Source organism: Gracilibacillus sp. JCM 18966, assembly GCF_055392695.1.
Genome location: NZ_AP043883.1, coordinates 1,437,514 through 1,462,702, shown reverse-complemented (window position 1 = coordinate 1,462,702; position 25,189 = coordinate 1,437,514). Strand labels below are relative to the sequence as shown.

Genomic DNA, 25,189 nt, shown 5'->3' with positions numbered 1-25,189 from the left:
TCATGAGGATGACGCAAATGGATACCATTATTTTCGATGTAGATGATACATTATATGATCAATTACTACCATTTAAGAATACAGTAAAACAACAATTCCAGCAGGATTTCATTGATGCAGAGTTGGAGGCTCTTTATATCACTAGTAGAAAATATAGTGATGAAGTCTTTGAAAAACACATGAATGGGGAAATCACTGCTTTAGAGCTACAAACCTATCGTATAACAAAGGCATGTGAAGAGTTTGGATTAGCTATAAGCTATCAAGACGCTGTCAGTTTTCAACAAAAATACTTGCAAGAGCAAAAACAAATTACTTTATTTGAGGAATTAAAACAATTATTAGATCACCTTCTTTCACAAAAAAAACAGCTAGCGATTCTCACAAATGGAGAAGAAGCCCATCAAATGATGAAGGTAAAACAGCTAGGCTTATCTCATTGGATTCCAGCAACCCATATTTTTGTCTCAGGTGCAATTGGTCATTCAAAGCCTAGTAGGGAAGTCTTTCGATATCTGGAAGACCAATTAAAGCTCAATAAAGAAAAAACAGTGTATATTGGGGATTCCTATGAAAATGATATTGTCGGGGCGAAGCAAATGGGATGGCAGGCAATTTGGATGAACCACCGAAAGCGGACGATCGATCTTCCTAAGTGGCAGCCTAATTACACGGCTTATCATCCAAAAGAATTAGTATCATGGTTTCTTAAGTGAGAGGTATATTCTATTCAGTTGGAGTGAACATCTGTGAAATCTAAAAAAGTTTTAGCGATATTATTTGCTGTAATGTTTCTAGTTATGGTCGGATTTGGGATTATTATTCCGGTTCTACCTTTTTATGCAGAGGAGTTAGGGGCATCTCCGCTGGAATTAGGCTTATTGATGTCTGTTTATTCTTTAATGCAATTTCTATTCTCACCAATGTGGGGGAGAATCTCTGATCGCATAGGGAGAAAGCCTGTTTTATTATTAGGGATCTCAGGTCTTGCTTTATCCTTTTTTCTAATGGCCTTTGCTTCCCATTTATGGATGCTATTTGCTGCTAGAATTATCGGTGGATTTCTTTCGGCTGCGAATATGCCTACTGTCATGGCATATGTGGCAGATATCACAACAGAAGAGAACCGCAGTAAAGGGATGGGGATTATCGGGGCCTCTGTTGGATTAGGGTTTATTTTTGGACCAGCGATTGGTGGTATTTTTTCAGAAAATAATCTTTCGACCCCATTTTTGTTAGCGGGAGGCTCTTCCCTTATTACCTTAATACTCGTTATGCTTGTGTTGAAGGAGTCACTGGATAAAGATCAAGCAGTCGAGCAACAAAGAAAGCGACCTTCCTTCTTAAAGGCAATCAAGGATCCAACCGCTCCATTGTTTGTACTACAATGGTTTGTGTCGATTTCTCTTGCTGGTCTTGAGGCTACTTTTGCCTATTTTGCCGATGACAAAGCAGGATTAGGAACAACGGAGCTTGGCTATATTTTTATGATCATGGGCTTAGCGGGAGCCGTTGTACAAGGCGGACTTGTCGGTAAAATGACGAAAAAATTCGGGGAAGGCAATGTTATTCAAATTGGTATTATCGTTTCCACCATTGGCTTTGCGACAATTCTGTTAGTGAACAGCTTCTTGACGGCTGCTATCTTTTTAACGATTTTCGGAATTGGAAATGGCTTGATTCGCCCTGCCGTTTCTTCCTTACTAACGAAAAAGGCAAAATCAGGCTATGGCCAGGTAACAGGTATGCTGTCTTCCTTTGATTCATTAGGTCGAATTATCGGGCCCTCCCTGGGCGGAATGCTATACGGACTAGCTATTTATTTGCCTTATGTTTCTGGAATTATCCTATCGATATTAGCATTAGGTATTTACTACTATTATGTGAAGCTTCAAAAGAAAACTGTCTATTCTGAATAAAATTTCTATCGACGGAAGGGTTAATTTATGCTATTCACCAAAAATCCGAAGTCGATAGCAATTTTTTGCCGTTTCTCCGAGCTGGTCGACAAGATTATAATTGGCATATGCGCCGACGACCGCCCCAATACCTGGAATCATCTGAAATAATTTTACTAAATCAATATAATCACGATATTCCTGTTGGAAAACGCGCCAATCCACATCGACTAGCTTCTCCTTTTCTTCCTCCCAATGTTTGATAAAATAGTATACCTCTCTTTTACGATCATCGTTTGCAAAGGCAAGTTGAAAAATGTGTAGCAAAAATAATCGCTCTTCATAATTTTTGGTATCATATCCATAGATAGAGGCTAATTCAAACAAAAGCTTCATTTTAATCGATAGCAGTAAGGGGAAATCAGCAAGTCCTAAAAGGATACCTCCTGCACCAGTACCCGCTCCTTCTATTGCTGCTGTTTTTCGATAAGAAGTGATTTTTTCTTCGACTAATTTTTCCTTTTCTTCCAATGAGTATAAGCTACTAGGCTTTTTTGAAGTGGTAAAGTCAGATCCAACAAGGGTTGCCTTCACCATATGTTTGATAGCTTCTGTTATGACGGTGTGGGCTTTCTCTGGTATATAACTATTTATCTTGTTCTGAGCCTTTTTAGAAAGCCTCTGGACCATACTTTTGTTTCTAAGTAATTTTAGCTCCCATTCCATCATTTCTTGATATACTTTTTCTTCATAGTCATTCATGAATCAATCGCTCCATTCTTTGTTTACTTCTTATACGAAGGAAATTGAAAAAGGTTTCCTAATTATGCATGGATCCTAAGGAGGTGGAAAAAATAGCAATACACAATTATTTGAGGTGAAAACAGATGGAGGATTTACTGAAAGACCTATTACTCGTTGGATGGAGAGTCCTAACCATTTTGCCTTTATTACTCGTGATCACACTATTCATGGGTAAACGAGCAGTAGGGGAATTACCCGTTTTCGATTTCTTAGTTATTATAACCTTAGCATCGGTAGTTGGAGCAGATATCGCCGACCCCAATATTAACCATCTACCAACTATTTTTGCAATTATCGTAATCGCCCTATTGCAAAAAACGGTTGCCCATCTAAAAATAGCAAGTCAAAAGGTAGATCAGGCAGTAACATTTGAAGCAACGATTGTCATCCAGGATGGAATATTTTTAAATCAAAACTTAAAGAAAATAGGGTACACGGTTTCTAACATATTGGAAATGCTACGAAATAATGAAATATTCGACATAAGAGAAGTGGAGACAGCCATAATTGAAGCAAACGGTGAATTGAGTGTCTTAAAGGCAAAGTCTTCCCCATTACCTATTTCCTTTCCTGTTGTATTGGAAGGAAAAATCATGGAGGATGTTCTTCCTGCACTACATGTGGATAAGGAATGGTTAATAAAGAAATTGCATGAGTCTAATATTGAACAGCTAGAGGATGTATTCTTTGCTTCGATTAACCGCCAGAAGGATTTACATATTTCAAAATTCAATCAAAACCCCTTATTTGTACCACCAATTAAATAAGGGGGTCCCTTCACCCCATTGATGGAAGATGAAGGGATCTAATATCCTCTACTGTAATTTACAAGGTTGGTCGTCGGCTTACCTGTTTGGAGATAGGCCTTGAAATTAGGCAGAAAAATATCCCTGATCACACGTTCCGTATAATATTCTGTTGAACCTGCTGTATGTGGTGTAATAATCACATTTTCCATTTCCCAAAGTGGACTATCGACAGCTAATGGTTCTTCGACAAAAACATCCAGGCCTGCTCCTGCTATTTCGTTTTTTTCTAATGCTTGTATTAAATCAGCTTCTTTTATAATCGGCCCTCGACCAATATTAACAAGGAATGCGTTCTCTTTCATTAGTTTGAATTCCTTAGTGGTAAACATATCCTTCGTTTGTTCTGTTAAGGGAAGGGTGATCACCACATAGTCACACTGTGGTAATAATTTATCCAACTCCTTTGGTTTATACATTTGATCAACATATTCTGCTGACCTTCCAGAATAACGCATTCCTAGCACCTTCATTCCGAATGCCTTCGCTATTCTTGCCGTCTCTAATCCAATCGCACCAATACCAAGAATTCCTATTGTTTTTTCATGAATCTCTTTTCTTAAATTCGCATGCTCCCATTTCTTCAGCTGCTGTTGACGGACATAGGTATCTATTCTTCGAGTAAAGCCTAATAACATGGCAAAAATCGTCTCAGAAATAGGATAGGCATGGACACCATTCGCACTCGTTAGATGGATTCCCTTTGCTTTTAATTGTTCTAACGGAAGACGGTTGACACCTGCACTCCATGTTTGCACCCACCTTAACCTATTACTCTCTGATAAAATATCTCTTACTCCTTTTTCCCAATTCAATATAATCTCTGCTTGTAATAACTCTTCAGCTGACAAATCAGCACCAGCTATAACATTCCAATCTTGGGCATGATTCTGTATCCATTCTAGCTCCTTCTCCTTCAAATCGAGGTTTACTGCAATCGTCCGAGTCGTCATAAATCCTCCTATTTTTAGTTAATCATTTGAATATTCTTCCCATCTTATATTATAGATGATTATTAAAATAGATTCATTTTTCATGATGAAAAATCAAGGGGATAGAAGTATAAAAAGAGGGTATAGATAATAGACTTTAATTTTTTTGAAGGAGCAAGCAGCGATGAAGAAACGTCATAAATGGCATCAAAAAAGATCACTTTGGGTCCTCTTTGTGTTATCGATTATCTATATTAGTACTATTTTCTACCATCAACAGAAGCCTCTACCTAAGGGAATCAACTACAAAGGCAATATTCACCATTTGACCGATAGTGAGATAGAATTTTTATATGATTTAACCTATCAAAAGAATGGAAAGGAAATACACGAACAAGAAATATTTGAAGAAGTTTATCAAACGATCGAAAATGCGGAGGAATTTTTAATCCTTGATTTTTTCATGATGAATGAAACGTCGGCTATAGGAAGAGACTTCCCTCCTATTAGTCGCACCATTCGGCAAAAAATAATGAAACAGAAGGAAAAATACCCTGATCTAGAAATTATCTTTATTACAGATCCAATTAATACAACCTACGGATCTCATAAGGCTCAGCATATAGAGCCATTAAGTCAAATAGGTGCAGAAGTCATCTATACGGATTTAAATAGATTAAGAGATCCCAACCCGCTTTATTCTGGTTTTTGGCGAATGTTTGTCAAGTGGTTTGGTCAAGAAGGTACTGGCTGGATCACCAATCCATTTGGTAATAAGTCTCCAAATGTTACCGCACGTTCTTACTTAAAGCTATTAAATATTAAAGCAAACCATCGTAAAGTCGTTATTTCGGAGGACAATGGATTGATATTATCAGGTAATCCTCATGATGCGAGTGGCTTTCACTCTAATGTTGGCTTTAAAGTAAAGGGTGCTATCCTAAAAGACCTCATTGAATCTGAACAAGCTGTTGCCGCATTTTCTGGAGGGAACACCTCCTTATTTCCAACCGAAAAGGAATTAGACACATTGCTTGAAACAACTACCTCATCAAAAAAAGATGCTATTCAAGCACAAATTGTTACAGAGAAACAAACAGAGAAAAGGGTGATTCAAGTGATAAAGGACACAACAGCCGAAGATGAAATTTGGATTGGCATGTTTTATTTAGCAGACCGAACGATTATTGACTCACTAAAAGACGCTGCTGACCGTGGAGCATCGATTAGAATCATTCTTGATCCGAATCAAAATGCTTTTGGCAATGAAAAGGTAGGATTACCGAATATCCCTGTTGCTAGTGAATTACAGAATGATCATTCAGAAAATATTACGATTAGGTGGTATAACATCAACAAAGAGCAGTATCATTCTAAGATTTTTTATGTTCATGGTCAGGACACGAGTGAGATAGTAATCGGCTCTAGCAATTTCACTGCGAGAAATCTCAATAATTATAATTTAGAGAGTAACCTCTCGATCTCTTCGGCTAATCACCAGAAAGTAGTACAGGAGGTCGATCAATATTTCCGCAGAATTTGGAATAATGAGGATGCTGTCTATACTTTAGCGTATAAGGAATATGCCGATTCGATAAACATCGTACGAAAAATAGGCTATACCTTGCAAAAATTTACGATGTTTACTACTTATTAGAGCTAATTTCCTAAGCTACTTTTTCTCAGATTCACATATTTCTCCCCCCTCTACGAATAGCGTATTGTCAAAATATTTCTTACCCAAATAGCTTTTAAGCTTGATTTAATAACTTTTTACACAAAAAAACTTGCCACCCCCTTCAAAATAGGGTATTTATGAGGTAACCACACACTCAAAATCCCTAAGAAAGGTTGTGACAAGTTGTTACCTCAATTTATATACTATTTACTTCAATATATCAAGTATCAAGAACGAATTATTTATGCTTTACTAGGCATGGTGTTAGGTAAATCTATTGCTCGACCAGCTTATGATGAACCTCTCAATCAACCTTATCGAAAATTACAAGTCGATGAGATGCCCATCATCGAAAAGCTGGAAAAACTAGATTTTCAACAATTATTGAAGGCGTACCACCTTCAATATGGCAAGGTATTAAAGCCTGTCGCCCGCCGGAAAAATAGTGTGGTGAAAGTTCCAGCGACGCTCACCTGCCCAAAATGTACAGCTCCTTCTGATTACCTTTATGCCAATAATGGAGACAAAGGACAGTATTTGTGTAAGGTGTGTGATTGTTTATTTAATCAAAAGAATCGTTTTGCGAAAGAAGCTATCCTTAAATGTCCCCATTGTTCTCACGTGCTAGAACGCATTAAAGAACGTAAAGATTTTGATATTTACAAATGTAAGAACAACGGTTGTTCTTTTTATCAACGTAACTTACGCCATATGACCAAAGAAGAGAAGCAACGTTTTAAAGAAGATCCGCAAGCATTTAAGGTGCGGTATCTCTTTCGTGCTTTTCGTTTTGATTTCCAGCCGATGGCAGCTACATCTCCCGTTCAACCTAAAGTGGATTTGTCTCGTATTCACGCTTCTCCACACGTTTTAGGATTGATCTTAACGTATTATGTCAATTACGGGATCGGTGCCCGCAAAACAGCTGCCATGATGTACGATATCCATGGGGTGAAGGTCTCCCACCAAACGATTCTTAACTACATAAACAGTGTGGCACTTCGGATGAAACCCTTTGTCGACCATTATCCTTATCAGCTATCAAACAGCTTTTGTGGCGATGAAACCTACATCCGTGTCAAAGGGCGCTGGCATTATCTTGTCTTTTTCTTTGATGCGGTGAAAAAGCTCATCCTAGCTTATCCTGTATCGCCGCATCGTGATACAGAAGTCGCTGTTCGCGCGATAGATGATGTCTTACAAAAGTTTGGTGAGAAAGATAAACTCCCTGACAACTTGAACTTTGTAGTAGATGGTAATCCTATTTACATCTTGGCACAGCATTACTTTGCGCAACATGACATCCACTTTGATATCACTCGTGTGATTGGCTTAACCAATGAAGATCCGGTGTCAAAAGAGTATCGACCGTTAAAACAAATCATTGAGCGCTTAAACCGTACGTTCAAAGGCAACTATCGTCCTACGACTGGGTTTGGTTCAGAAGCTGGATCCGTATCTTTTGTCACCTTATTTGTGGCTTATTTTAACTTTTTACGTCCTCATGCCTCATTGGAGCAAAAGGTACCTGTGACGCTTCCTGAATTAGCTAATATCCAGTTCATGCCTGGTAAATGGGTACAACTACTGGCGTTAGCTGAGAAGTTCTTGGCAGAAAAGACATCTGCTTAACCTACAACCTAATGGCTAACCACTTAGCCACAGCGAAACTGCTTGCCCTTGACTGTCGTGCCCCTTCTTAGCTCCAATGGTTGGGGACGGGGCCCCAGCTATTGGGAGCTTAGAAGGGATCGGCCGTGGTACGCTAGATGTGCGGATGGGAGCCGTATAGGCTTTATTTTTGCCATCCGCCAACGGAACCACTACCTCGACCGCAAACAAAGTCAAGGGTGGCGGCCGACAGCAGAGCAGGTCACAGTAGCCAGTGTAGTAAAAGCACTGGTTTATTTGACACGGCCTCGTTTATCTCCACTCTCTGGTGCTAATTTTTTTCTTCTTGAATTCCCAACCATTTTAAATTATAATCTACAACTTCACCTTATTATCTGGAACTTTATTTCTATCCCATTTAGTTTTCATAGAATTTTTTACAGTTCCACGAATAGACTAAATTATCGAAAAAGAATGGAGGGAGAGAATGTCCAATCATTTTCATAAAGAATGGAATCAACCTTCTCTAAAGGTTTTTGGTACGGGCATGTTACAAGTACGACCAGATGTAGCCGAATTGGAATCAGGAGTGGTAACAGAGGCAGCAGATGCGTTAACTGCACAGGAAGAGAATGCTATTATCATGAATCGGCTCTATCAGGCACTGCTGTCTATTCCTATTACTCAAGAAAATATCCAAACAATCGAGTATTCAATTTATCCCCAATACGACTATCAGGATGGGAATCCTGTCCTTAAAGGTTATCAGGTAACTAATAGGCTATCGATAAGAGTGACAGATTTAGCTCAGACCGGACTAATAATCGACACAGCCGTTCAAAATGGGGCAAATCATATTTCTAATATCGTTTTTACATTAAGTGATGATCATCGCTACTATCGACAAGCACTCCAACTCGCTATACAAAACGCTTATCAAAAAGCACAAACTATGACCCAAACTATTCGTGTGCAACTCTTTCCTGTCCCCTTCCACATTACCGAGCTCATGCCTAGTAGACCACAGCCCTTCCAAGCCTATAGTTTGAAAGCAAGCAATGCTACTACCCCAATCGAGCCTGGACAAATAGAAATAGAAGCAAATATAGAAATGAAATTCACCTACTATTGCTAGCATTCCGCTCGTCTCTTTGACGAGCTTTTTTACATTTATATTGCAATTACCCAGGAAATGTTTAAAGTCTTTCCATCGCGGTAATGAGATGAACAGGAAGAACAAACCGATCAAAGGAGGTAATGAACATGAATGTAATGCGCGCAAAAGAGATTAAGGACGATCCAGTGATGAAGGATGTTCTTCATAATGGGCAATATGTTTATATTATCGATGTAGATGACGATACCCAAAATGTCTTAGTAAGATATACGAAACAATCGGATGAAGTATTTGAAGTAGACGTGACAGAGCTATACGAAGAAGAATAGGAGGTAAACAATGAATCCAAGGGATATGCAAAACGGATCTACACCGAGACAGAAGCAAGAGAGACAGCCAGGAATCGAATCACAAATGAATCCATTGCCACATAAGCCATTGGACTATAAAGGTGTCGGTAGATTGAAGGGCAAAACGGCTCTTATTACTGGTGGAGACAGTGGAATTGGTCGTGCAGTTGCGATTGTTTATGCAAAGGAAGGAGCCAATCTTGCCATCTCTTATTTTGATGAAGATAATGATGCCGAAGAGACCAAAAAGTTAGTCGAAAGAGAGGGTGTGAAGTGCTTACTCTTGCCTGGGGATATTAAAGATCCCGAACACTGTGTACATCTTGTCGAGAAGACGGTAGACGAATTTGGACAACTAAATATTCTTGTGAATAATGCCGCCATTCAATATATCAAAGAAGATGTATTAGACATTTCGAATGAACAAATGGAAGAGGTATTCCGTACAAATTTCTTCTCACAGTTCTATTTAACGAAAGCTGCAGTAAAACATATGAGAGCTGGTGATTCCATCATTAGTACTTCGTCAATAAATGCCTATAAAGGGAATGGAATACTCATGGATTATTCCGCAACAAAAGGAGCCATCACAGCATTTACCCGTAGTATTGCTCAGAGCTTAGCCAAAAAAGGGATCCGAGCAAATTCCGTTGCACCAGGACCTGTATGGACACCACTTATCCCTGCATCGTTTGATGAAGATGCGGTAGAGGAATTTGGTCAGGATGGTTTAATGGGACGACCTGGTCAACCATCAGAGCATGCATGGCCGTATGTGATGCTAGCTTCCGACGAGTCCTCTTATATGACAGGACAGGCTATTCATATTAATGGCGGATCATGGACTTCCTCTTAAGCGAAAGAAGGAAGCCAGAATGGAATTTTCATTTTAGCTTTTTCGTTATTATTACAACAATGTTACATTTTATAAACAAATCCAATTTTTAGGATTAACAAGTGATAAACGGGGTATTTATTAACTAGCAATACCTGTTATACAACAAGTCGTTGTCTCATTTGTTTTAAAATTCAAAAGGAGGAATTAACAATGAGATGTAACAGTTGTAATGGTGAAGGGTTAGTCCGCTGCCGCAAATGCTCAGGAGAAGGTATTGATTATGGCATTCACAAATGTGAGAATTGTGGAGGCGAAGGGGAGCTTGCTTGCTCTACATGTGAAGGCACTGGGAAAGTACGATTATTGGATAAGATTAAATCAAAAGTCTAAACATTGTTTTCCAAAGGAACACATTCGCTTCTCTCGCGAATGTGTTCCTTTGTCTTTAGATGTCCGCATTTTGATGGAACACCAAAACTATTCCTTATTATCTGTTAGTTCTTTACGATTCGTTGCTTTTGGTGGCTGTTCCATCCAACCATGGTCAATCATAATATTGGCACCAGACTGCACATATTTCCCTATATCCACCATAAACCGACCGTGCATCACACCCAGGTCACGCCTTCCATTGAGTGATGCAGCATTAGCGTAGGATCGAATCTTCATGGAGAACATGTCTATTTTATGCCAAAGCATTAGCTTATCGGAAAAAGGAGCAAAATTAGAAGTCGTTACTAAGTCATCTAGTAAAGGTTGGGTTGGCAAATGTTCCTTATTCAGCATTTGTGAACACGCCTCAATATGGTTAGCCGTTATTTCCTTTCCTTTTAACATAAATTTTTTCACTTTTTCATTTTTTGCTACTTGGCTGAAACCAATTAATAAAGCCTTACTAGCTGTGTTATTTTCATTATCATCATACAGATGGGCAATTTCTAGTGCATGAAGGGATCGAATATCTCCAAAAAACCCATTTAAATAATTTTGCTTGCTGATAAAGTCCACCTTTTCTGGTATTGGGATTTGAGGCGGCGGTGTATAGAAGCCTTTCTTCATTAATGTATCATTTACCTCATTGATCAATTTTTCTGTTTCATGAAACGTTTCAATAAACAAGTTTCTCGTATCTTTTCTCGTCATAATGGGGATAGCAATAGCATAAATACTCATACCAGCCTTACTTGTATACTTCAAGTAATGGAGATAAAACTCATCCGCAAATAACCGAGGTGCGCCTAAGTTTACATCTTCCTCGGTAAAACCAATTGGTATAGGGAATTTTTCTTGCATGAATATATCTCTAATATTATTTACCAGCTTTTCGCTTAGCTTTAATGCTTTTGCCACAACCTTTTTAATATCTCGATCTTCGACATGCTGAAGATAGTAACTAAGCACACATGTCGCCATCGTATTCCCTGTATAAGCCACCCAAAGCTTCCCCATTTCTGCTGAAGTTAATCTATTCGTATTATGATGATTATTGCTCATTACACTACCCCCCAAATGAAATACGTCAAGGAATAGCTTTTCCCATTAGCGGAAAAAATATGAGAAATCCATGTAAAAAAACCAGAGGCTTTAAACCCCTGGCTCCTCATTTATTACATAACCTTTCGATTCCAAAACCTATGTGATGCTATTGCATCGATAAATTGATTCGCAAATTCCTGTGGCTCATCTCCAATGATCACACCAGGACTATGCTTCATTTCTTCTACCTCTAAAAGCTTTTGGCCTTCTTGTGTTGCCCCAATTGGTTTAAAGTGCGAGAATGCTTCATAAACAAATAAGGCAGCCTTCTTATAAAAGCTTTTATCCTCCTCACTTCCAGTCACTGCATAGGCTGCGTCAAACAGGACAGAATCTGCAGTTAAAAAGGTTTGATCTACTGCTAATTCCACGCCATCTGAACCTTTGACTGTACCTAAAGTATTACTTAGAATTTCAGTATGAACCCCCTCTCGCTTTAATGTGTTAACAACCGTTTGAAGCTCTGCACCATTAAAGCCTTTTCCGACTATTACAGCAACTTTCCGTGTTTCTGGTCTTTTTGCTGTATTCTCCTGGCTTAGTGCTGGGGAGGACTTTGTCACGGTGATCTCTTTTTCCTTAGGTGGTTCTACCCCTATTGCCTTCGCAAATCCATGTGTGAGCTCAGTACTTACATGGGAAAACATCTCCACAACCTGCTCCCTTACAGAGGTATTCTCTACCTTCCCAAGCTCAAAACTGAAGGCATTGATCATATGCTCCTTCTCCGCCTTGCTCATACTATTCCAGAATAGGGTAGCTTGAGAAAAATGATCTTTAAAACTTCCACTTCTTGCCCTGATCTTATGACCATCGACTTTCTCATCATAATGCTTATAGCCACCTTCTTCTTCTGTCGATGTTTCTGGCGTGTTCTGTGCCAGTGAATTGTTATGATAGCTTACTGGTCCACGATTAATCGTCTGTCTGCCATAACCATCCCGCTGATTATTATGAAATGGGCATACCGGACGATTTATCGGAAGCTCATGGAAATTCGGTCCTCCTAAACGGATCAGCTGTGTATCTGTATAAGAAAATAATCGACCTTGTAACAATGGATCGTTGGTAAAGTCAATCCCAGGGACGACATGTCCAGGATGAAAGGCAACCTGTTCTGTTTCTGCAAAGACATTATCCACATTGCGATTCAATGTCATTTTCCCAATCAGTTGAACAGGAACATCCTCCTCTGGCCAGAGCTTGGTTGGATCTAAAATATCGAAATCAAATGTAAATTCATCTTTCTCTGGAATCATCTGTACCCCTAATTCATATTCAGGATAATCTCCTGCTTCAATCGCTTCCCATAAATCTCTTCGATGAAAGTCCGGATCCTTACCATTGAGCTTTTGAGCCTCGTCCCATACAACCGAATGCGTACCTAGAACGGGCTTCCAATGGAATTTAACAAAATGGGACTTTCCTTCTTCATTCACAAAACGAAAGGTATGAACTCCGAAGCCTTCCATCATTCGAAAGCTTCTAGGAATAGCTCGATCAGACATTGCCCACATCACCATATGCGCCGATTCCTGATTATTACCAACGAAATCCCAAAATGTATCATGGGCCGTTGCAGCTTGTGGCATTTCATTATGTGGCTCAGGCTTTAACGCATGCACTAAGTCTGGAAATTTGATTGCATCCTGAATAAAAAATACTGGTATATTATTACCGACTAAATCGTAATTGCCTTCCTCAGTATAAAATTTTGTTGCAAAACCTCTTGCGTCTCTAGCTAGTTCACCAGAACCTTTACTACCCGCAACGGTAGAAAAACGTACAAAAACTGGTGTTGTCTTATCTGGATCTTGGAGGAAACCTGCTTTCGTATATTCCTTCATTGAATGATATACTTGAAATTCACCGTGAGCAGAATAACCACGAGCATGTACGATTCTTTCAGGAATTCTTTCATGGTCAAAGTGTGTCATTTTTTCGCGGAAATGAAAATCCTCCATGATCGTTGGACCACGTTCCCCTACTTTTAAGGAAAACTCATCTTCAGAAACCTTCAACCCTTGATTTGTTGTCATTTTCTTATGACGATCATCGGTTGTAAACTGTTCTAATTGTTCCTTCTTATTGTCTGCCCCATTCACATTTCGTTCATTACTCATGTTGTTTCTTCCTCCTCCTTAAAATATTGCCATAAATCCTATTCCCTGACGATAGCAGGAGCAAACATGACCAATATAATTTTGATGGAGATAGGAGCATATACAAGCAATTATCCAATGTAATAAACTACATTAAGAACAGAAAGGAAGTGATTCCTTTGTTTTCCGAAAGAAAAAGTAAGCCTCGTCTATGTATACCAAAAGGGTACAATTGGTGTGGGCCCGGCTGTAGTGGTCCTGGTGCACCTATTAATGAGGTAGATGCAGCTTGTAAGCGGCATGATGAATGCTATCAGCGAAATCCCAATCGATGTGCTTGTGACAAAGCTTTTCTACATCAAATTCGTTCCATGGTGAACCATCGTACAGAAAAGGGGAGACACGCCCACCTACTTTATCGCTATATGCAGCTACAAACCTTTTTCCGTTGTGGAATGGGCAAGGATAGGCAGAGTTAATCTGTAAACATAAAAGGCTGTCCTCTGAAGGACAGCCTGCTTCTTAATGAGAACTTTCTACCTCATCTACATGATGGACATGGCTTCGATTCATCCATATAAATAGGACCGATAAAAATACAAAGCCTGCACCTACATAAAAAGGAACACTTGAATTGTAGATCTCTGCTAATTTCCCAGCCGTAAATGGAGCAATCGCGCCACCTAGAAAACGCAAGAAGCTATACGCGGCCGATGCAGTTGGACGTTCTACAGGACTTGCATTCATGACCGCTGTTGTAATCAATGTATTGTTATTTCCTAGTAGACCGCCTGCAAGTATCACTGCCACAATAAGTAGTGACTGGGTAGAGTTCCATATACCCATCGATAAAAGCACCATAGCGAATAAAATTAACATCATACACATAGACCTTATCGTGCCAAACCATTTTTGTAGTTTAGGTGCCATAAATACGGAGGTAATCGCTAGTAATAGCCCCCAACCTAAAAATACATAACCTAAGCCATGCTCATCTAAATGTAAAACAAATGGAGCATAAGCCAGTAATGTAAAAAAGCCAAAATTATATAATGCGGCCGTCATGCCAAGTACAAAGAGTGAGCGGTGCTTCAATGCACGAAAGGGATCCAATAGAGAGACTTTTTTTCGTGCTAAAGATTGTCGAGGTTTTGTGCTTGGCATCAGCAGACTCAACGCTAAAAAGGCGATAATCATTAAGGACGCTACACCTAAAAATGGGCCACGCCAAGAAATCGCCCCTAATGCTCCGCCAATCAGTGGCCCGACGGAAATCCCAAGACCAATCGCTGCTTCGTATAAAATAATTGCTTTCGCATTCCCACTTGGAGAAAGTGTGACGATAGCACTTAATGCCGTTGCGACAAAGAGCGCATTTCCTAAGCCCCATCCCCCTCGTAGTAGAACTAGTTCCCAAATTCCATTAGATAAGCCACCCAAGGCAGAAAATAAAGCAATAATAATAATCCCGGCAAGCAAGCTACCTTTCATCCCGATTCGCGAAGTAATCGTACCTGTAACGAGCATAGCAATCGCCATAATCGCATTATAGCTCGTAAATAATAAGGTTACCTCACTTGGTGATGCGTGGAGTTGACTCGCAATGGCTGGTAAAATGGGGTCAACAAGTCCTAAGCCCATGAAAGCAATAATACAAGCGAAAAAAACAGCCCACACTGCTTTAGGCTGAGTAAGAATACTAGGTTTTGTTTCCAAGGAAGACTCTGTTGCGGTATGAATGGACATCAAAAAACTCCTCATCTAAACTTTCCATTTTAGTTGCGCATTACAACCAATATTATTGTATAATACAACTAAATATCATTTTTTGTCAAGTTTGATATAATAGAAATAAGCTCCTAATAAATGAAAGGAGGCATCGGTCTGTGAGTCAACCATCACTTGAATTAATTGAAAAGGAAATTACCGATTTTATTCGAAGGATCGTTATTTCTGAGAAAAGAAATGATCAGCTTGAGCGCTCTGCTTATATTATCTTACGAATCTTATCATCCAATGGACCATCAGGGGTGAAGAGCTTGGCAGAAGCCTTGCAATTAGATATCTCTACCATTAGTAGACAAGCAGCAGCACTTGAATCGAAAAGCTATGTTCAACGAATACCTAATCCACAGGATAAAAGAGCCTATTTTTATCAAATCACCACATTAGGAGAAGAGGAGCTTGATAAAAATAAACAAAGACGTTTTGAAAGATTAGGTAAGATATTAGAGGATTGGTCGGAAGAAGAACAACTAGCATTTGGGAAGCTTCTTCAAAAATATAATCAACATGTGGTGGAACGTTTGAAACCATAATCTAAAGGAGATGCCTCCTTTAAGGAACCATCTCCTTTTGGTCATGATTTTGTTTTAGAAGAAGTGCTTGACCTAGCCTCTGATATTTTACCTAGAAAAAAACCATCAATTTCCTGTAATTTTCCTCGCCAAAGAATTTTACCGCTTGACGGGGTTGGTTTACTATCTCCACAATAGACCTTGGCATTTTTCAAATGGATAAATTGAGCCATCTCACTCCCACCATCATCTACTGCTTCACTTGCTTGCGAGAGCTGTTCACTAATTTTTTTAGAAATATCATTTCCATCCTCAAAGGCATCACTTAAACCCTCAAAATATCCTTTTGCAGATACTGTCGTTCCAGATACGATAGATCCATTCACATTTAAGGTAATGTCTAAAGAAAAGCGATGCTTATTCGTAGCCTCAACCAAAAAGACTAGAATACTATCTATTTCTTTTGCACTCATTTCTTTCACTCCCCTGACTCGGATTTAGTATCATCATTATTGGTAACGGAAGTATTCGCCTTTTTATTGCTTGTGGATTTTCTTTTTGTGGAGGTTGTTTTTTTGGTTATTTTATTATTTTTATTCGCTTGCTCCTTTGTGTCGGTCTCGTCCTCTTCTGTCACTGTGAGATTATTTATTTTTTCTTCCAGTCCCTTTAATCGTTCTTGAAGTCTTTTATTCTCTTCCTTTAGTTCGATAAAGCTATCCTCATTCACTAATTCTGTTTCTTCTTCTTGATTCTCATGGCTATTTGTAAAAACATTGGCGTCCTTCACCTTTTGGATTGTTTCTTTGGATTTCTGCATCCCTACTTCCTTTAAATCGACTACCTTTCCTTTTGTTGCTTTTCCTATTTGTCTGCCTTTGTCCTTCCATTCTGTATCCTTTATCCGTGTTAACAGCTTCTTGCCATTCTCTGGTGTCGCAAGATAGCCTATCGTCGCTCCCACTACACCACCTGTGATCGTACGTTTAATTGGTAGCTTTTTTGTCGATAGTTTAGTCATTCATTTTCCCTCCTTGATGGTTGTTAAGACTTACTTTATCTTTTCCTCGAGCTGATCTAATCTCTCTTGAAGCCTTTTATTTTCTTCCCTCAATACTTTACTGGAATCATTCGCTTGTGAAGTGAGATAAGAATCTGTCTCCCACCAATCCATTCCTATTTCCTTGGCTTTATCTACTGAGGCAACAATTAACCGAATCTTGATCGTTAATAGCTCTACATCTGCAATTCCAACAGATATATCCCCAGCAATAACGACACCTTTATCTAAGATTTTGTCTAATACATCGACGATCGTGTTCGATTGTACTGGGTTCTCTACTGGCATAGATTAGCACCTCCTTATCACATCAATCTTCCTAATGGCCCAAGATCAATATTTAAATCCTCTGCATCTAATCCGAAAATATCTTTTAATTCTTTCATTTTTTCCTCTAGATTCATGAGCGCAACACCTAGATTTTCGATCTGTTCCTCTGTTAAGTGACCACCCTCAACTCTTCTAATGGCATGTCGCTCAACTATTTGCCTAAGCAATTCAATGACCGTCATCACAAGCTGTGCAAGACCTTCTTCTGCATTGTCTGGGTCTAAATTAATACGGCCATTTGCTTGATTACTCGGTTGCATCGGTTAGTTCCCTCCTTTGCTTATCCAATTGCTGTGAGGAAACGACTGCGCCATTTCCCTCATAGGACTGTACAAGCTTCTCTACGGACGAAATCAAGACACGTAAATCTAGATAAACAAGATCGACGCCTGCGATCGAAATGATTAAATCCCCTTTAATCGCTATCCCCTTGTCTAAGATCACATCCAAAATATCAATTAGGGCAATCTCCTTGTTCTCTATGGATTCTTTTCTTGGCATGTTGGCATCCCTCTCTTAAAAGCTTGCAAAGTGGTAGGCTGGCCATGGACCAGTTATCTCCAGAGTGAAGCCTTTTGTTTCTAATTCCTTTTCGGCTTGCTCTAACTCTTCTAAGCATGGCTCCACTTGATCCTTTTTTAATAAAAAAACACTATTCCAAGCCATATTTTCCTTTCGCCCTGTCATTTCTTTGCTCCAATTCTTTTTAATGACGGCATCCTCGGCGTATTGATTTAACTGCTCATGAGCCACCTCACATATCCGATCCTTTTCCAAATCTAGTTCGTCCATGATTAGTTGGTCGATTTTTTTCCTTTCAAAAAACTGCCTTCCTGGCGGCAATTGATTTATTTCTTCCTTTTTTGCCGCAATCGTGGGATTATCCTGGCTTACTATCTTCTTTAAGCTCTCCTCATTACAGTAGATTTTTAGATTCCATTCTTCCTTTTCCTTCAATTGGGTGAGGATTTCTCTCATATCGTCTAATTTCTCTTCTACTTTCTGACGCAAGCTCTCCTCATTTTGGTAAATCGTACAAAATTTTAATGGAATTAACGTGTACTCCTCGTATAGCTTCATCAAAGTTTGGTGATGATGATAGGCCTTTTGTTGAAGCCATTCCATATCATTTTCTATTTTTTCTTGGATGACTTCTTCAGAATATTCCTCACTATGGAGGCGACATACTACTGCCTTAATCCCATCAATAGTGACCGTATAAATGTTGTTCTGCCTATCAAAACCTTCCATGTTAGCTAATGGTTTGCTCTCAACTTCCTCCTCTGGAATAAAAGCATATAAATAAATGAATGGTTCCATCGTATTTCTCCTTAATCTCTTCTCTTTGTCATCTCTTCCCATTGCTCTAACTCTCTTTGCTTCGCATTCTCATATTTTGTTAGCAAGTCAGCCTCTCTTACCTTAAATTCTACTTCTGGAAGATCTCCTTGCTCATATATGGCTTGTAAATGAATGAGTTTTTGTTGAATGGTTGGAAGGTCATATAATTCTTGATCTACCTCTTCCTGTACCTTTTCACCGATTGTTTTGACAAGACGCATAGGGGCTGTTACTAATTTGTGTAGCATGATCTCAACTTTCCTCAACTGCTAGGTGAATTTGGACAAAATTATAAGCAGGCCACGGACCACTGTACTTAAATTCAACTTTATCCTGCCATTTTTCATGGGCTTCATTCACTAACTGATCGAAGGTCTCTTCCTTATCCCGATCTACTAAGAAGGAAGCATTTAATAGCATCCTATCACCAATCGGGTCATTGAGCTTCGCTGCCTCTGCCTTTGTTTTTAATGGGGCATAAATGTCGGCTTCTATGTCTCGAATAAGAGAGGAGACGACTTCTTGGGTTGCTCCACCTAATTGAATTCGTTCATAATAGCTCGCTTCCGCCGACTTCCCATTTACTTGTCTGGTAAGTCGCTCTACTTTTTGACTTTCATTCATTTGAGATTTTAACCAGTCTTTTTTCCCAATTACCTTTAAGCCAAGCTCCATTTTTCCTTTAATTTCTGGAAATAATCGTGCAAATTGTGGATAAAGGTTTTCTAGTAGTACCTCCACATCCTCTGTTGAATGAAATACATTTCCAAAGCTAATCGGAATGACTACATCCTTGCTCTGCATCACTTTAGATACTAGTTGTTGATGCATGAAAAGATTCTCCTTATTTGGAGGGTAGATTTTCATAGGTACCTTTGCCGCCACCATGGCAGCATCCTGATAATGTATCGTAAACGTGTCATATTCCTTTCCATCAAACGAGACAGGGCCAAATTCCTCTTTTTCGTTTGTCTGTATCCCACAAAAGATATAGATTCCAGCATTATCTTGGTTTGACATTTACATAACTCCCTTCTAGCTTTCTACGCCAATAGCACTCCTGTACCGTATATCCAGTCTTTTAAATGACGTAATTTCCTTGTCCTTGTCTACTAAAACCTCATATGTCCCGAGCATTTCATCCTTCGCATATTTTTTCATATATTCCTTTTCTTCGACTGCTTCGATTGTTACCCTCCATCCACCCTCTTCTAGCTTTTCTACAGATGTAATTTTATGAGGCGGTGCAATATGCTCTTGAAAAAAATCTGTGACATTATTCATAATTTCTTTTATCTTCATGGTTACCTCCATTTTGAGAACAGGGGGTGGCTAGTAGCCACCCTTTGATTAAATACCAAACGCTGTATTGCTGCGCTCATTACGTTGGGATGGTAGTCCATTCTCTTCTACTTCATCTCTTAATAACCCAACGGCTTCCGCATAGCGCAACCATGTATCCACACTTGCGATAACGACACGTGCTTCTACTGTTAGAATTTCAATACCTACTACTGATACTCTTGCATAGGCATCAATCACGATCCCTTTATCTAGAATTCTGTCAATTACCTCTGCCAAGCTTGAACTATCAGTTGTTTTTTGAACAGCCATGATTATTCTCCTTTACTTGTCGTATTTTAAGAATCTAGTAGTCTTTACTAATTAATATCCATTAAGGATTTTACCTTTGTCGAGCTCTTTATATCACTTGCTCCCTTTAGATTGCTTGCGTTCTTTACATTACTGATTCCCTTGACCTCGCGGTAGCTCTTTAGCTTCGATTCGTCCTCGGAAATACTTTCTTGAAAGCTTTCTCCGGCTTCCTTCACCATACTCAGCTTATCTCTCACAGATAATAAAATATCCTGGACTTTATCCTTTGCGTCTGCTGCCGTTTCATGGGCCTTTGTCGCGTTTTGCTCAACGGTTTCTGCTAGCTTTTCTGATGCCTTCTCCGCTTTATCCTGCGCCTTTTCTTGAATTTTTTCCCCTGCTTTTTCTTTGAGCTTCTCTTTCGCTTTCTCCTTTAAAGCATCAGGGGCTTTCTCAACTGCTTGTTTCGTTATTTTTTTTGCCGTCTTCTTTACTGGATTCTCCATAAGATCCTCCTTTATAAACGGCGTATTATTGGTTGTCTGCTAAAAGCTGATCTATTTTTTCCTCTATTTGTTCTAGTCTTTCATTCATTTGCTCGTTTTCTTGTTTTAATTGTTGATAGGATGGATCCTCTGGCTTTCCTGCAAAGCGATTTTTTCCTAAATAGGCAGGTGCTGCTTGCTTTAGTGCCAGCATAGCCTGTTGGGTAAGGATTCCCTGTACATTCCTTCCGACCTCTTGTGCTAGCCTTTGTGTTGCTTCTGAATCTTGTATCTTTTTGCAGATGGTTTGAGCTGTTTCAGGGTTAGATAACAAACCAAGGGATGCCCCAACAAGTCCACCAATAAAAATGTATCCTAGTGAGTTTTGGTTACTATTTTCTTGCTTTTGTGCTATCATAACAATCTCCTTTTTGAATGGCTTTCATTCTCCGATTTTTCACTGGCTCCATCTTGAAATAATCCCATAACTACTCTTGCTTCTACGTTTAAAATCTCAATTCTCACTAATGAAACTCTTGCATAGGCATCAATCACAATTCCTTTATTCAGTAATCTGTCGATCACCTCCGCTAAGCTTGAGCTATCAGTTGTTTTTGGATACTCATGGGGGACCTCCTTCGCATTTGTTGTAGGAACAAACGCGAGATCTATAAATTATCAGCTTACCTATCCATACCACGATAATAAGCTGTCTAAAACAGGAATTCCTTTCCTTCGCCATTTAAATGGAAATATCTTCTTCAAATATTACTACTAGAGGAATGAGGAAAGGGTTGGCTTCAAGCAATTTTTTAGTTAGGCGGAAGGATATTTTACTCATTTATTACAAATTGTTTACGTTTTCTCCCTTGACATAACAATTAGGAAGTGATAATTTTATAGGAACAAATGTTCTGTAAAGGAGAATTTAAATGTATTTATCTATTGAGGACTTTAGGAAAGAATGGGAAAGGGAAGCAATGCTCACACAAGAGGTTTTGGAGGGCCTAACAGAGGAATCCTTGTATCAACAAGTTTATCCGGAGGGTCGCAGCATCGGCAGAATTGCTTGGCATTTAACGACAAGCATACCGGAATATTTATCAGATTTTGGTCTCGTAATCGATTCAGTTGAAGATGTAGATACTGTGCCAGCATCAGCAAGAAAAATCGCAGAAGTTTTTAAGGAGACAAGTACTCGTGTATCGATTGAGTTAAAGGAGCAGTGGACAGATGATTCGCTATCACAGGTACAAGATGCGTTTGGTAGAGAGGAATCCAATGCCACGATTTTAATGGGGTTAATGAAACACATTGTCCACCACCGCGGACAAATCACGGTATTAATGCGCCAGGCTGGTTTAAAGCCATTCGGGGTTTATGGCCCACCAAAAGAGGATTGGGGTAAATTTGGTGTGGAGAATCCACCGCTTTAATCTCTATTGAAAAACTCCCCTCCGATTTACATTATCGGTGGGGAGCTACTGTTTCGGTTATTCCTTCATTTTGTTTTTCCTTTGGTTATAGAAATAACTAGCAAAGCCTAGCAATAGTAAGAGAAGACCAAAGGCCATTAGATTATATTGATTCGTTGCTGTGTTCGGTAAGGCTTTTTCACGTTCTTCGCTAGGGTTAACGACGTCTCCTTGATCTCGATTCATTTCCTTATCCTCTATCCCAGATTCGCTTTCGCTATCTGTGATCTTTTCTTCTTCTGAAACAGGTTCAGTGGAAGCTGGCTCTTCCTCTAATGCATGAATCGCTTTTTTAAGCTCTGCTAATGCCTGTTTTAATTCTTTATCTGTGGTGATTGTTGCGATAGATACTTCTGCTTGTTGGATTGCTTTTTGTAATGCTTGGAACGATGCTACAGTCACATCTCGTTTCTTCACTTTTTTGGCTTTTTCAATCAATTCATTTAATGCTGTTGTGTCAATGGTTTGTTGATAATCGGCTATCTTCTGTAATTGAAAGTCGTCTATTGTCCCCCATGCCCCAGGTTCTGCGGTGATACTAGCACCCATCATTAAGCTTCCGTCTGTTACGAGAATTTCTTCCATTATCGGAGTTTTCCAGTTCACCCAGCCATCTACTGCTGTATTTACTCGATAATTCCTTTCACTGGTAGAGGCAAAAAGAAACATCTCTGCATCTTCAGCATCTCCACCTTGAAGCGACATCGATAGACGATAATATCCTCGTTCTAGCCCAGTAACTGTTTGTTCTATTTTGAAATCGATGTTTGAATCTGACCAGAAATCTAACGAATAATTACCTGTTTTGGAATTAGACTTATTTTCCTTTATCGATGCATGTGGTGGTAATCCATTAGCAAAGGTGAGATTCCACATACTTGTATCCGCATCTTCAAAGCTAGGATTCTGGACATAATTTTTCGATTGAATCGTTAGATAGGCTTGTACGGTTAGACCACCATCAATCGTTCCCGTAATGGTGTAGCTACCTTCACCGCCAGCCTTAGCTTTTTCCAAGGCTTCTTGATCCCAACTCACCTCTATTGCTTCTTCACTGCCATCATTATAGGGGACGGTAACTGTGCTGGGTAAGGTAATTTCTTCTCCAAGATGATAGCTAAGGGCAATATCATCAATCTGATCTATTTGCCTTTCACTAATAGCACCAGTATCTAGATACTTAAAAACATTCAAGGAAGGTAAAGGCCTTCCGTAGAAATCAAATAATGCTTGATTATCTACAGCACTACCACCATACCACTCCCCTGCATCTTCTGGGTCGTATTCAGCTGCATAGCTTGTCGCCCATCCTGATCCGTATTTTTCCCACAATGCTTGATTGGACTCTATGTCTATATGATCTGGATCACCAACTGGAAGCCAGGCTGGTTCCCAATAAAAAACACCAATCCCTGCTTCCCCTACGTTCACCACTGCTTCGAATACGTCTCTTAATGCATTGGCTTGTCCTTGAACACTAATAGGGTAATTTAAGGTTTGGCCACTGTCCTTTGGCGCTGTGTTTCCATGACCATCTCCATCTTCTTCTGTATAAGTATAAGAGGTTTCAGCAACCATTACCTGTTTATCATAAGTATCTGCCACATGTTTAAGCACATTGGTTAAATTTTCTAAGCTGCCGTGCCAGAATGGATAATAGGAGCTTGCAAAAACATCATAATCCACTTCATTTTCTGCTAATGTCTGGGCAATGTTGGCATAGCGGCCAGTTGTTTCTGGGTTGGTGAAATGTAAAGCGATTAAAATATTGGGATCTATTTCCCTAATTGCTCGACTGCCTTCATTAAAAAGTGCAGACATATGTGTCCAATCATCTTCACCTGCAATGCCGCCATTTGTTTCATTTCCTACTTGCACCATTCCTATATCAATGCCTTGATTTAATATTGCTTGTAGACTATCCTTCGTATATTGATAGAGAGCTTGCTTCTTGTCTTCAAAGCTTAGTCCCTGCCATGCTTTTGGTGCTTGTTGTTTCGCAGGATCTGCCCAAAAGTCGGAATAGTGGAAGTCAACTAAAAGCTTCATTCCATTTGCAGTCGCCCTTTTTCCAATTTCTATGGCCTTGTCTAAATCATTATTTCCACCACCATAACCATTTCCCTCTGCATCATATGGATTATTCCACACCCTAACGCGAACATAATTGACGCCAGATTCGGCTAATGTTGTAAAGATATCCTGCTTTTGGCCTTTCTCATTATAAAACGTAACACCACTTTGCTCTAAGGAAAGGATACTAGAAACATCCACCCCTTTAATAAAATCCTTAGCTATACCTTCTACACGTTCCACAAAAATATCAGCTGGAACAGGTTGTGGGGTTTGTTCATCTATGCTGACTAATTGGAAATTGTCTAGGTTCCCCCATGCGTTCGGCTTTCCCGAAATAGTAGCCCCGATTTTCACTTCTTTTGTATTCTCTGTCACTTCAAATGTAAGACTATTCGTTTCCCAGTTGCCCCAGCCAGTTGTTGCTACTGGATCAGCCTTATTGGAGCCAGCAAAAAGCGCAACCTCCCCAGCTTCGTTTTTTGAGCCACCCATCGAACGAACGGATAATTGGTAGCTACCGGCTGGTAAGGAAGAAACTACTTGGCTAATGGTGAAGGATTCTTCTTCTGTTGCCGTATCCCTGACCCAGTAATTAACAGCATGTCCTTCGACAGAGTCTTCGCCAGTTGCATTGATCGTTATATTGTCCCAGTTGACTTCACTCACCTGCCAGGATGCATCCTGATAGAAATCTGTTTCAAATCCCCCATTGGTTAATAAATTATTCTCTATTTCTGCTGCTACCTCTATATGTTGTAAATGAGATGATCCAAACAAGAGAGTAAGTGCAAGAATAATTGCAAAAACTTTCTTCATTCCGATATTCCCCCTTCTTCTTTATCTATTTATTATAAAGC

At 39.5% G+C, this 25,189-nt stretch carries 31 protein-coding genes; 12 read left to right on the top strand and 19 right to left on the bottom strand.

The window, feature by feature from the left end; all coding sequences use genetic code 11:
- The first annotated feature begins 17 nt into the window (after positions 1-17).
- Complete coding sequence (locus ACZ5N5_RS07100; RefSeq protein WP_464373544.1) at positions 18-716, top strand: HAD family hydrolase; 699 nt, start codon at positions 18-20, stop codon at positions 714-716.
- Between the two features lie 33 nt (positions 717-749).
- Positions 750-1,919 (top strand): MFS transporter, encoded by a 1,170-nt coding sequence (locus ACZ5N5_RS07095; protein ID WP_277678405.1) that lies wholly within the window; start codon positions 750-752, stop codon positions 1,917-1,919.
- A 30-nt stretch (positions 1,920-1,949) separates the two neighbouring features.
- Here ACZ5N5_RS07095 and ACZ5N5_RS07090 read toward each other — a convergent pair whose 3' ends face one another.
- Complete coding sequence (locus tag ACZ5N5_RS07090; RefSeq protein WP_109983179.1) at positions 1,950-2,660, bottom strand: EcsC family protein; 711 nt, start codon at positions 2,658-2,660, stop codon at positions 1,950-1,952.
- 125 nt (positions 2,661-2,785) lie between these two features.
- On the opposite strand from ACZ5N5_RS07090, the gene ACZ5N5_RS07085 reads away from it, so the two are divergent.
- On the top strand, positions 2,786-3,469 hold the full coding sequence (locus ACZ5N5_RS07085; RefSeq protein ID WP_464373543.1) for a DUF421 domain-containing protein: 684 nt from the start codon (positions 2,786-2,788) through the stop codon (positions 3,467-3,469).
- A 38-nt stretch (positions 3,470-3,507) separates the two neighbouring features.
- On the opposite strand, the gene ACZ5N5_RS07080 is transcribed toward ACZ5N5_RS07085, so the two are convergent.
- Positions 3,508-4,461, bottom strand: a complete 954-nt coding sequence (locus tag ACZ5N5_RS07080; RefSeq protein WP_464373542.1) for a D-2-hydroxyacid dehydrogenase — start codon at positions 4,459-4,461, stop codon at positions 3,508-3,510.
- Positions 4,462-4,624: 163 nt separating this feature from the next.
- Here ACZ5N5_RS07080 and ACZ5N5_RS07075 point away from each other — a divergent pair, with 163 nt between their 5' ends.
- The 6 genes from ACZ5N5_RS07075 to ACZ5N5_RS07050 all read left to right on the top strand — a co-directional run bounded on the left by ACZ5N5_RS07075 (position 4,625) and on the right by ACZ5N5_RS07050 (position 10,424).
- The gene (locus ACZ5N5_RS07075) at positions 4,625-6,097 is read left to right on the top strand and encodes a phospholipase D family protein (RefSeq protein ID WP_277678403.1); all 1,473 of its coding nucleotides are present in this window, start codon (positions 4,625-4,627) and stop codon (positions 6,095-6,097) included.
- A 204-nt stretch (positions 6,098-6,301) separates the two neighbouring features.
- Positions 6,302-7,750, top strand: coding sequence for an IS6 family transposase (locus ACZ5N5_RS07070; RefSeq protein ID WP_464373541.1), 1,449 nt, complete (start codon positions 6,302-6,304; stop codon positions 7,748-7,750).
- 466 nt (positions 7,751-8,216) lie between these two features.
- Positions 8,217-8,864: an SIMPL domain-containing protein gene (locus ACZ5N5_RS07065; RefSeq protein WP_054788107.1), complete on the top strand. Its 648-nt coding sequence runs from the start codon at positions 8,217-8,219 to the stop codon at positions 8,862-8,864.
- A gap of 128 nt (positions 8,865-8,992) precedes the next feature.
- The gene (locus ACZ5N5_RS07060) at positions 8,993-9,175 is read left to right on the top strand and encodes a small, acid-soluble spore protein, H family (protein ID WP_054788108.1); all 183 of its coding nucleotides are present in this window, start codon (positions 8,993-8,995) and stop codon (positions 9,173-9,175) included.
- A gap of 10 nt (positions 9,176-9,185) precedes the next feature.
- The gene (locus ACZ5N5_RS07055; protein ID WP_109983183.1) at positions 9,186-10,052 is read left to right on the top strand and encodes an SDR family oxidoreductase; all 867 of its coding nucleotides are present in this window, start codon (positions 9,186-9,188) and stop codon (positions 10,050-10,052) included.
- Between the two features lie 192 nt (positions 10,053-10,244).
- On the top strand, positions 10,245-10,424 hold the full coding sequence (locus ACZ5N5_RS07050; protein ID WP_109983184.1) for a hypothetical protein: 180 nt from the start codon (positions 10,245-10,247) through the stop codon (positions 10,422-10,424).
- Between the two features lie 87 nt (positions 10,425-10,511).
- On the opposite strand, the gene ACZ5N5_RS07045 is transcribed toward ACZ5N5_RS07050, so the two are convergent.
- A complete protein-coding gene (locus ACZ5N5_RS07045; RefSeq protein ID WP_464373540.1) occupies positions 10,512-11,528 on the bottom strand; it encodes a DUF3231 family protein in 1,017 nt (338 codons plus the stop codon).
- Between the two features lie 113 nt (positions 11,529-11,641).
- Positions 11,642-13,693: a catalase gene (locus ACZ5N5_RS07040; RefSeq protein WP_464373539.1), complete on the bottom strand. Its 2,052-nt coding sequence runs from the start codon at positions 13,691-13,693 to the stop codon at positions 11,642-11,644.
- A gap of 158 nt (positions 13,694-13,851) precedes the next feature.
- Between ACZ5N5_RS07040 and ACZ5N5_RS07035 the strand changes: the two genes are divergently transcribed.
- A complete protein-coding gene (locus ACZ5N5_RS07035) occupies positions 13,852-14,151 on the top strand; it encodes a phospholipase (protein ID WP_054788109.1) in 300 nt (99 codons plus the stop codon).
- Between the two features lie 43 nt (positions 14,152-14,194).
- On the opposite strand, the gene ACZ5N5_RS07030 is transcribed toward ACZ5N5_RS07035, so the two are convergent.
- Positions 14,195-15,418 (bottom strand): MFS transporter, encoded by a 1,224-nt coding sequence (locus ACZ5N5_RS07030; protein ID WP_464373538.1) that lies wholly within the window; start codon positions 15,416-15,418, stop codon positions 14,195-14,197.
- Positions 15,419-15,558: 140 nt separating this feature from the next.
- Between ACZ5N5_RS07030 and ACZ5N5_RS07025 the strand changes: the two genes are divergently transcribed.
- Positions 15,559-15,990, top strand: a complete 432-nt coding sequence (locus ACZ5N5_RS07025) for a MarR family winged helix-turn-helix transcriptional regulator (RefSeq protein ID WP_109983188.1) — start codon at positions 15,559-15,561, stop codon at positions 15,988-15,990.
- A gap of 41 nt (positions 15,991-16,031) precedes the next feature.
- On the opposite strand, the gene gvpU is transcribed toward ACZ5N5_RS07025, so the two are convergent.
- Genes gvpU through gvpJ form a run of 13 tightly spaced genes read right to left on the bottom strand, consistent with a single transcriptional unit; the run spans position 16,032 to position 21,453 of the window.
- Positions 16,032-16,442 (bottom strand): gas vesicle accessory protein GvpU, encoded by a 411-nt coding sequence (gene gvpU / locus ACZ5N5_RS07020; RefSeq protein WP_464373537.1) that lies wholly within the window; start codon positions 16,440-16,442, stop codon positions 16,032-16,034.
- Positions 16,443-16,447: 5 nt separating this feature from the next.
- Positions 16,448-16,990, bottom strand: a complete 543-nt coding sequence (gene gvpT / locus ACZ5N5_RS07015; RefSeq protein WP_464373536.1) for a GvpT/GvpP family gas vesicle accessory protein — start codon at positions 16,988-16,990, stop codon at positions 16,448-16,450.
- A 30-nt stretch (positions 16,991-17,020) separates the two neighbouring features.
- A complete protein-coding gene (locus ACZ5N5_RS07010) occupies positions 17,021-17,317 on the bottom strand; it encodes a gas vesicle protein (RefSeq protein WP_054788111.1) in 297 nt (98 codons plus the stop codon).
- A 17-nt stretch (positions 17,318-17,334) separates the two neighbouring features.
- Positions 17,335-17,619, bottom strand: coding sequence for a gas vesicle protein GvpK (locus tag ACZ5N5_RS07005; protein WP_054860106.1), 285 nt, complete (start codon positions 17,617-17,619; stop codon positions 17,335-17,337).
- On the bottom strand, positions 17,606-17,860 hold the full coding sequence (locus tag ACZ5N5_RS07000; protein WP_054788112.1) for a gas vesicle protein: 255 nt from the start codon (positions 17,858-17,860) through the stop codon (positions 17,606-17,608). The genes ACZ5N5_RS07005 and ACZ5N5_RS07000 overlap by 14 nt, the downstream gene beginning before the upstream one ends.
- 15 nt (positions 17,861-17,875) lie before the next feature.
- The gene (locus ACZ5N5_RS06995; RefSeq protein ID WP_277678397.1) at positions 17,876-18,679 is read right to left on the bottom strand and encodes a GvpL/GvpF family gas vesicle protein; all 804 of its coding nucleotides are present in this window, start codon (positions 18,677-18,679) and stop codon (positions 17,876-17,878) included.
- A gap of 11 nt (positions 18,680-18,690) precedes the next feature.
- Positions 18,691-18,948, bottom strand: coding sequence for a gas vesicle protein GvpG (locus ACZ5N5_RS06990; protein ID WP_054788113.1), 258 nt, complete (start codon positions 18,946-18,948; stop codon positions 18,691-18,693).
- 4 nt (positions 18,949-18,952) lie between these two features.
- Positions 18,953-19,720: a GvpL/GvpF family gas vesicle protein gene (locus tag ACZ5N5_RS06985; RefSeq protein ID WP_054788114.1), complete on the bottom strand. Its 768-nt coding sequence runs from the start codon at positions 19,718-19,720 to the stop codon at positions 18,953-18,955.
- Between the two features lie 15 nt (positions 19,721-19,735).
- Complete coding sequence (gene gvpO / locus ACZ5N5_RS06980) at positions 19,736-20,002, bottom strand: gas vesicle protein GvpO (RefSeq protein ID WP_054860103.1); 267 nt, start codon at positions 20,000-20,002, stop codon at positions 19,736-19,738.
- A 48-nt stretch (positions 20,003-20,050) separates the two neighbouring features.
- Positions 20,051-20,314 (bottom strand): gas vesicle structural protein GvpA, encoded by a 264-nt coding sequence (gene gvpA / locus ACZ5N5_RS06975; protein ID WP_054860102.1) that lies wholly within the window; start codon positions 20,312-20,314, stop codon positions 20,051-20,053.
- A 47-nt stretch (positions 20,315-20,361) separates the two neighbouring features.
- A complete protein-coding gene (gvpQ, locus tag ACZ5N5_RS06970; protein WP_464373535.1) occupies positions 20,362-20,802 on the bottom strand; it encodes a gas vesicle protein GvpQ in 441 nt (146 codons plus the stop codon).
- Positions 20,803-20,827: 25 nt separating this feature from the next.
- Positions 20,828-21,199, bottom strand: a complete 372-nt coding sequence (locus ACZ5N5_RS06965; RefSeq protein ID WP_109983196.1) for a coiled-coil domain-containing protein — start codon at positions 21,197-21,199, stop codon at positions 20,828-20,830.
- On the bottom strand, positions 21,196-21,453 hold the full coding sequence (gene gvpJ / locus ACZ5N5_RS06960) for a gas vesicle protein GvpJ (protein ID WP_464373757.1): 258 nt from the start codon (positions 21,451-21,453) through the stop codon (positions 21,196-21,198). The genes ACZ5N5_RS06965 and gvpJ overlap by 4 nt, the downstream gene beginning before the upstream one ends.
- A gap of 260 nt (positions 21,454-21,713) precedes the next feature.
- On the opposite strand from gvpJ, the gene ACZ5N5_RS06955 reads away from it, so the two are divergent.
- The gene (locus tag ACZ5N5_RS06955) at positions 21,714-22,217 is read left to right on the top strand and encodes a DinB family protein (RefSeq protein WP_054788117.1); all 504 of its coding nucleotides are present in this window, start codon (positions 21,714-21,716) and stop codon (positions 22,215-22,217) included.
- Positions 22,218-22,274: 57 nt separating this feature from the next.
- Here the strand turns inward: ACZ5N5_RS06955 and ACZ5N5_RS06950 are convergent, their stop codons facing one another.
- Positions 22,275-25,148, bottom strand: a complete 2,874-nt coding sequence (locus tag ACZ5N5_RS06950; protein ID WP_464373534.1) for a glycosyl hydrolase 53 family protein — start codon at positions 25,146-25,148, stop codon at positions 22,275-22,277.
- Positions 25,149-25,189 lie beyond the last annotated feature (41 nt).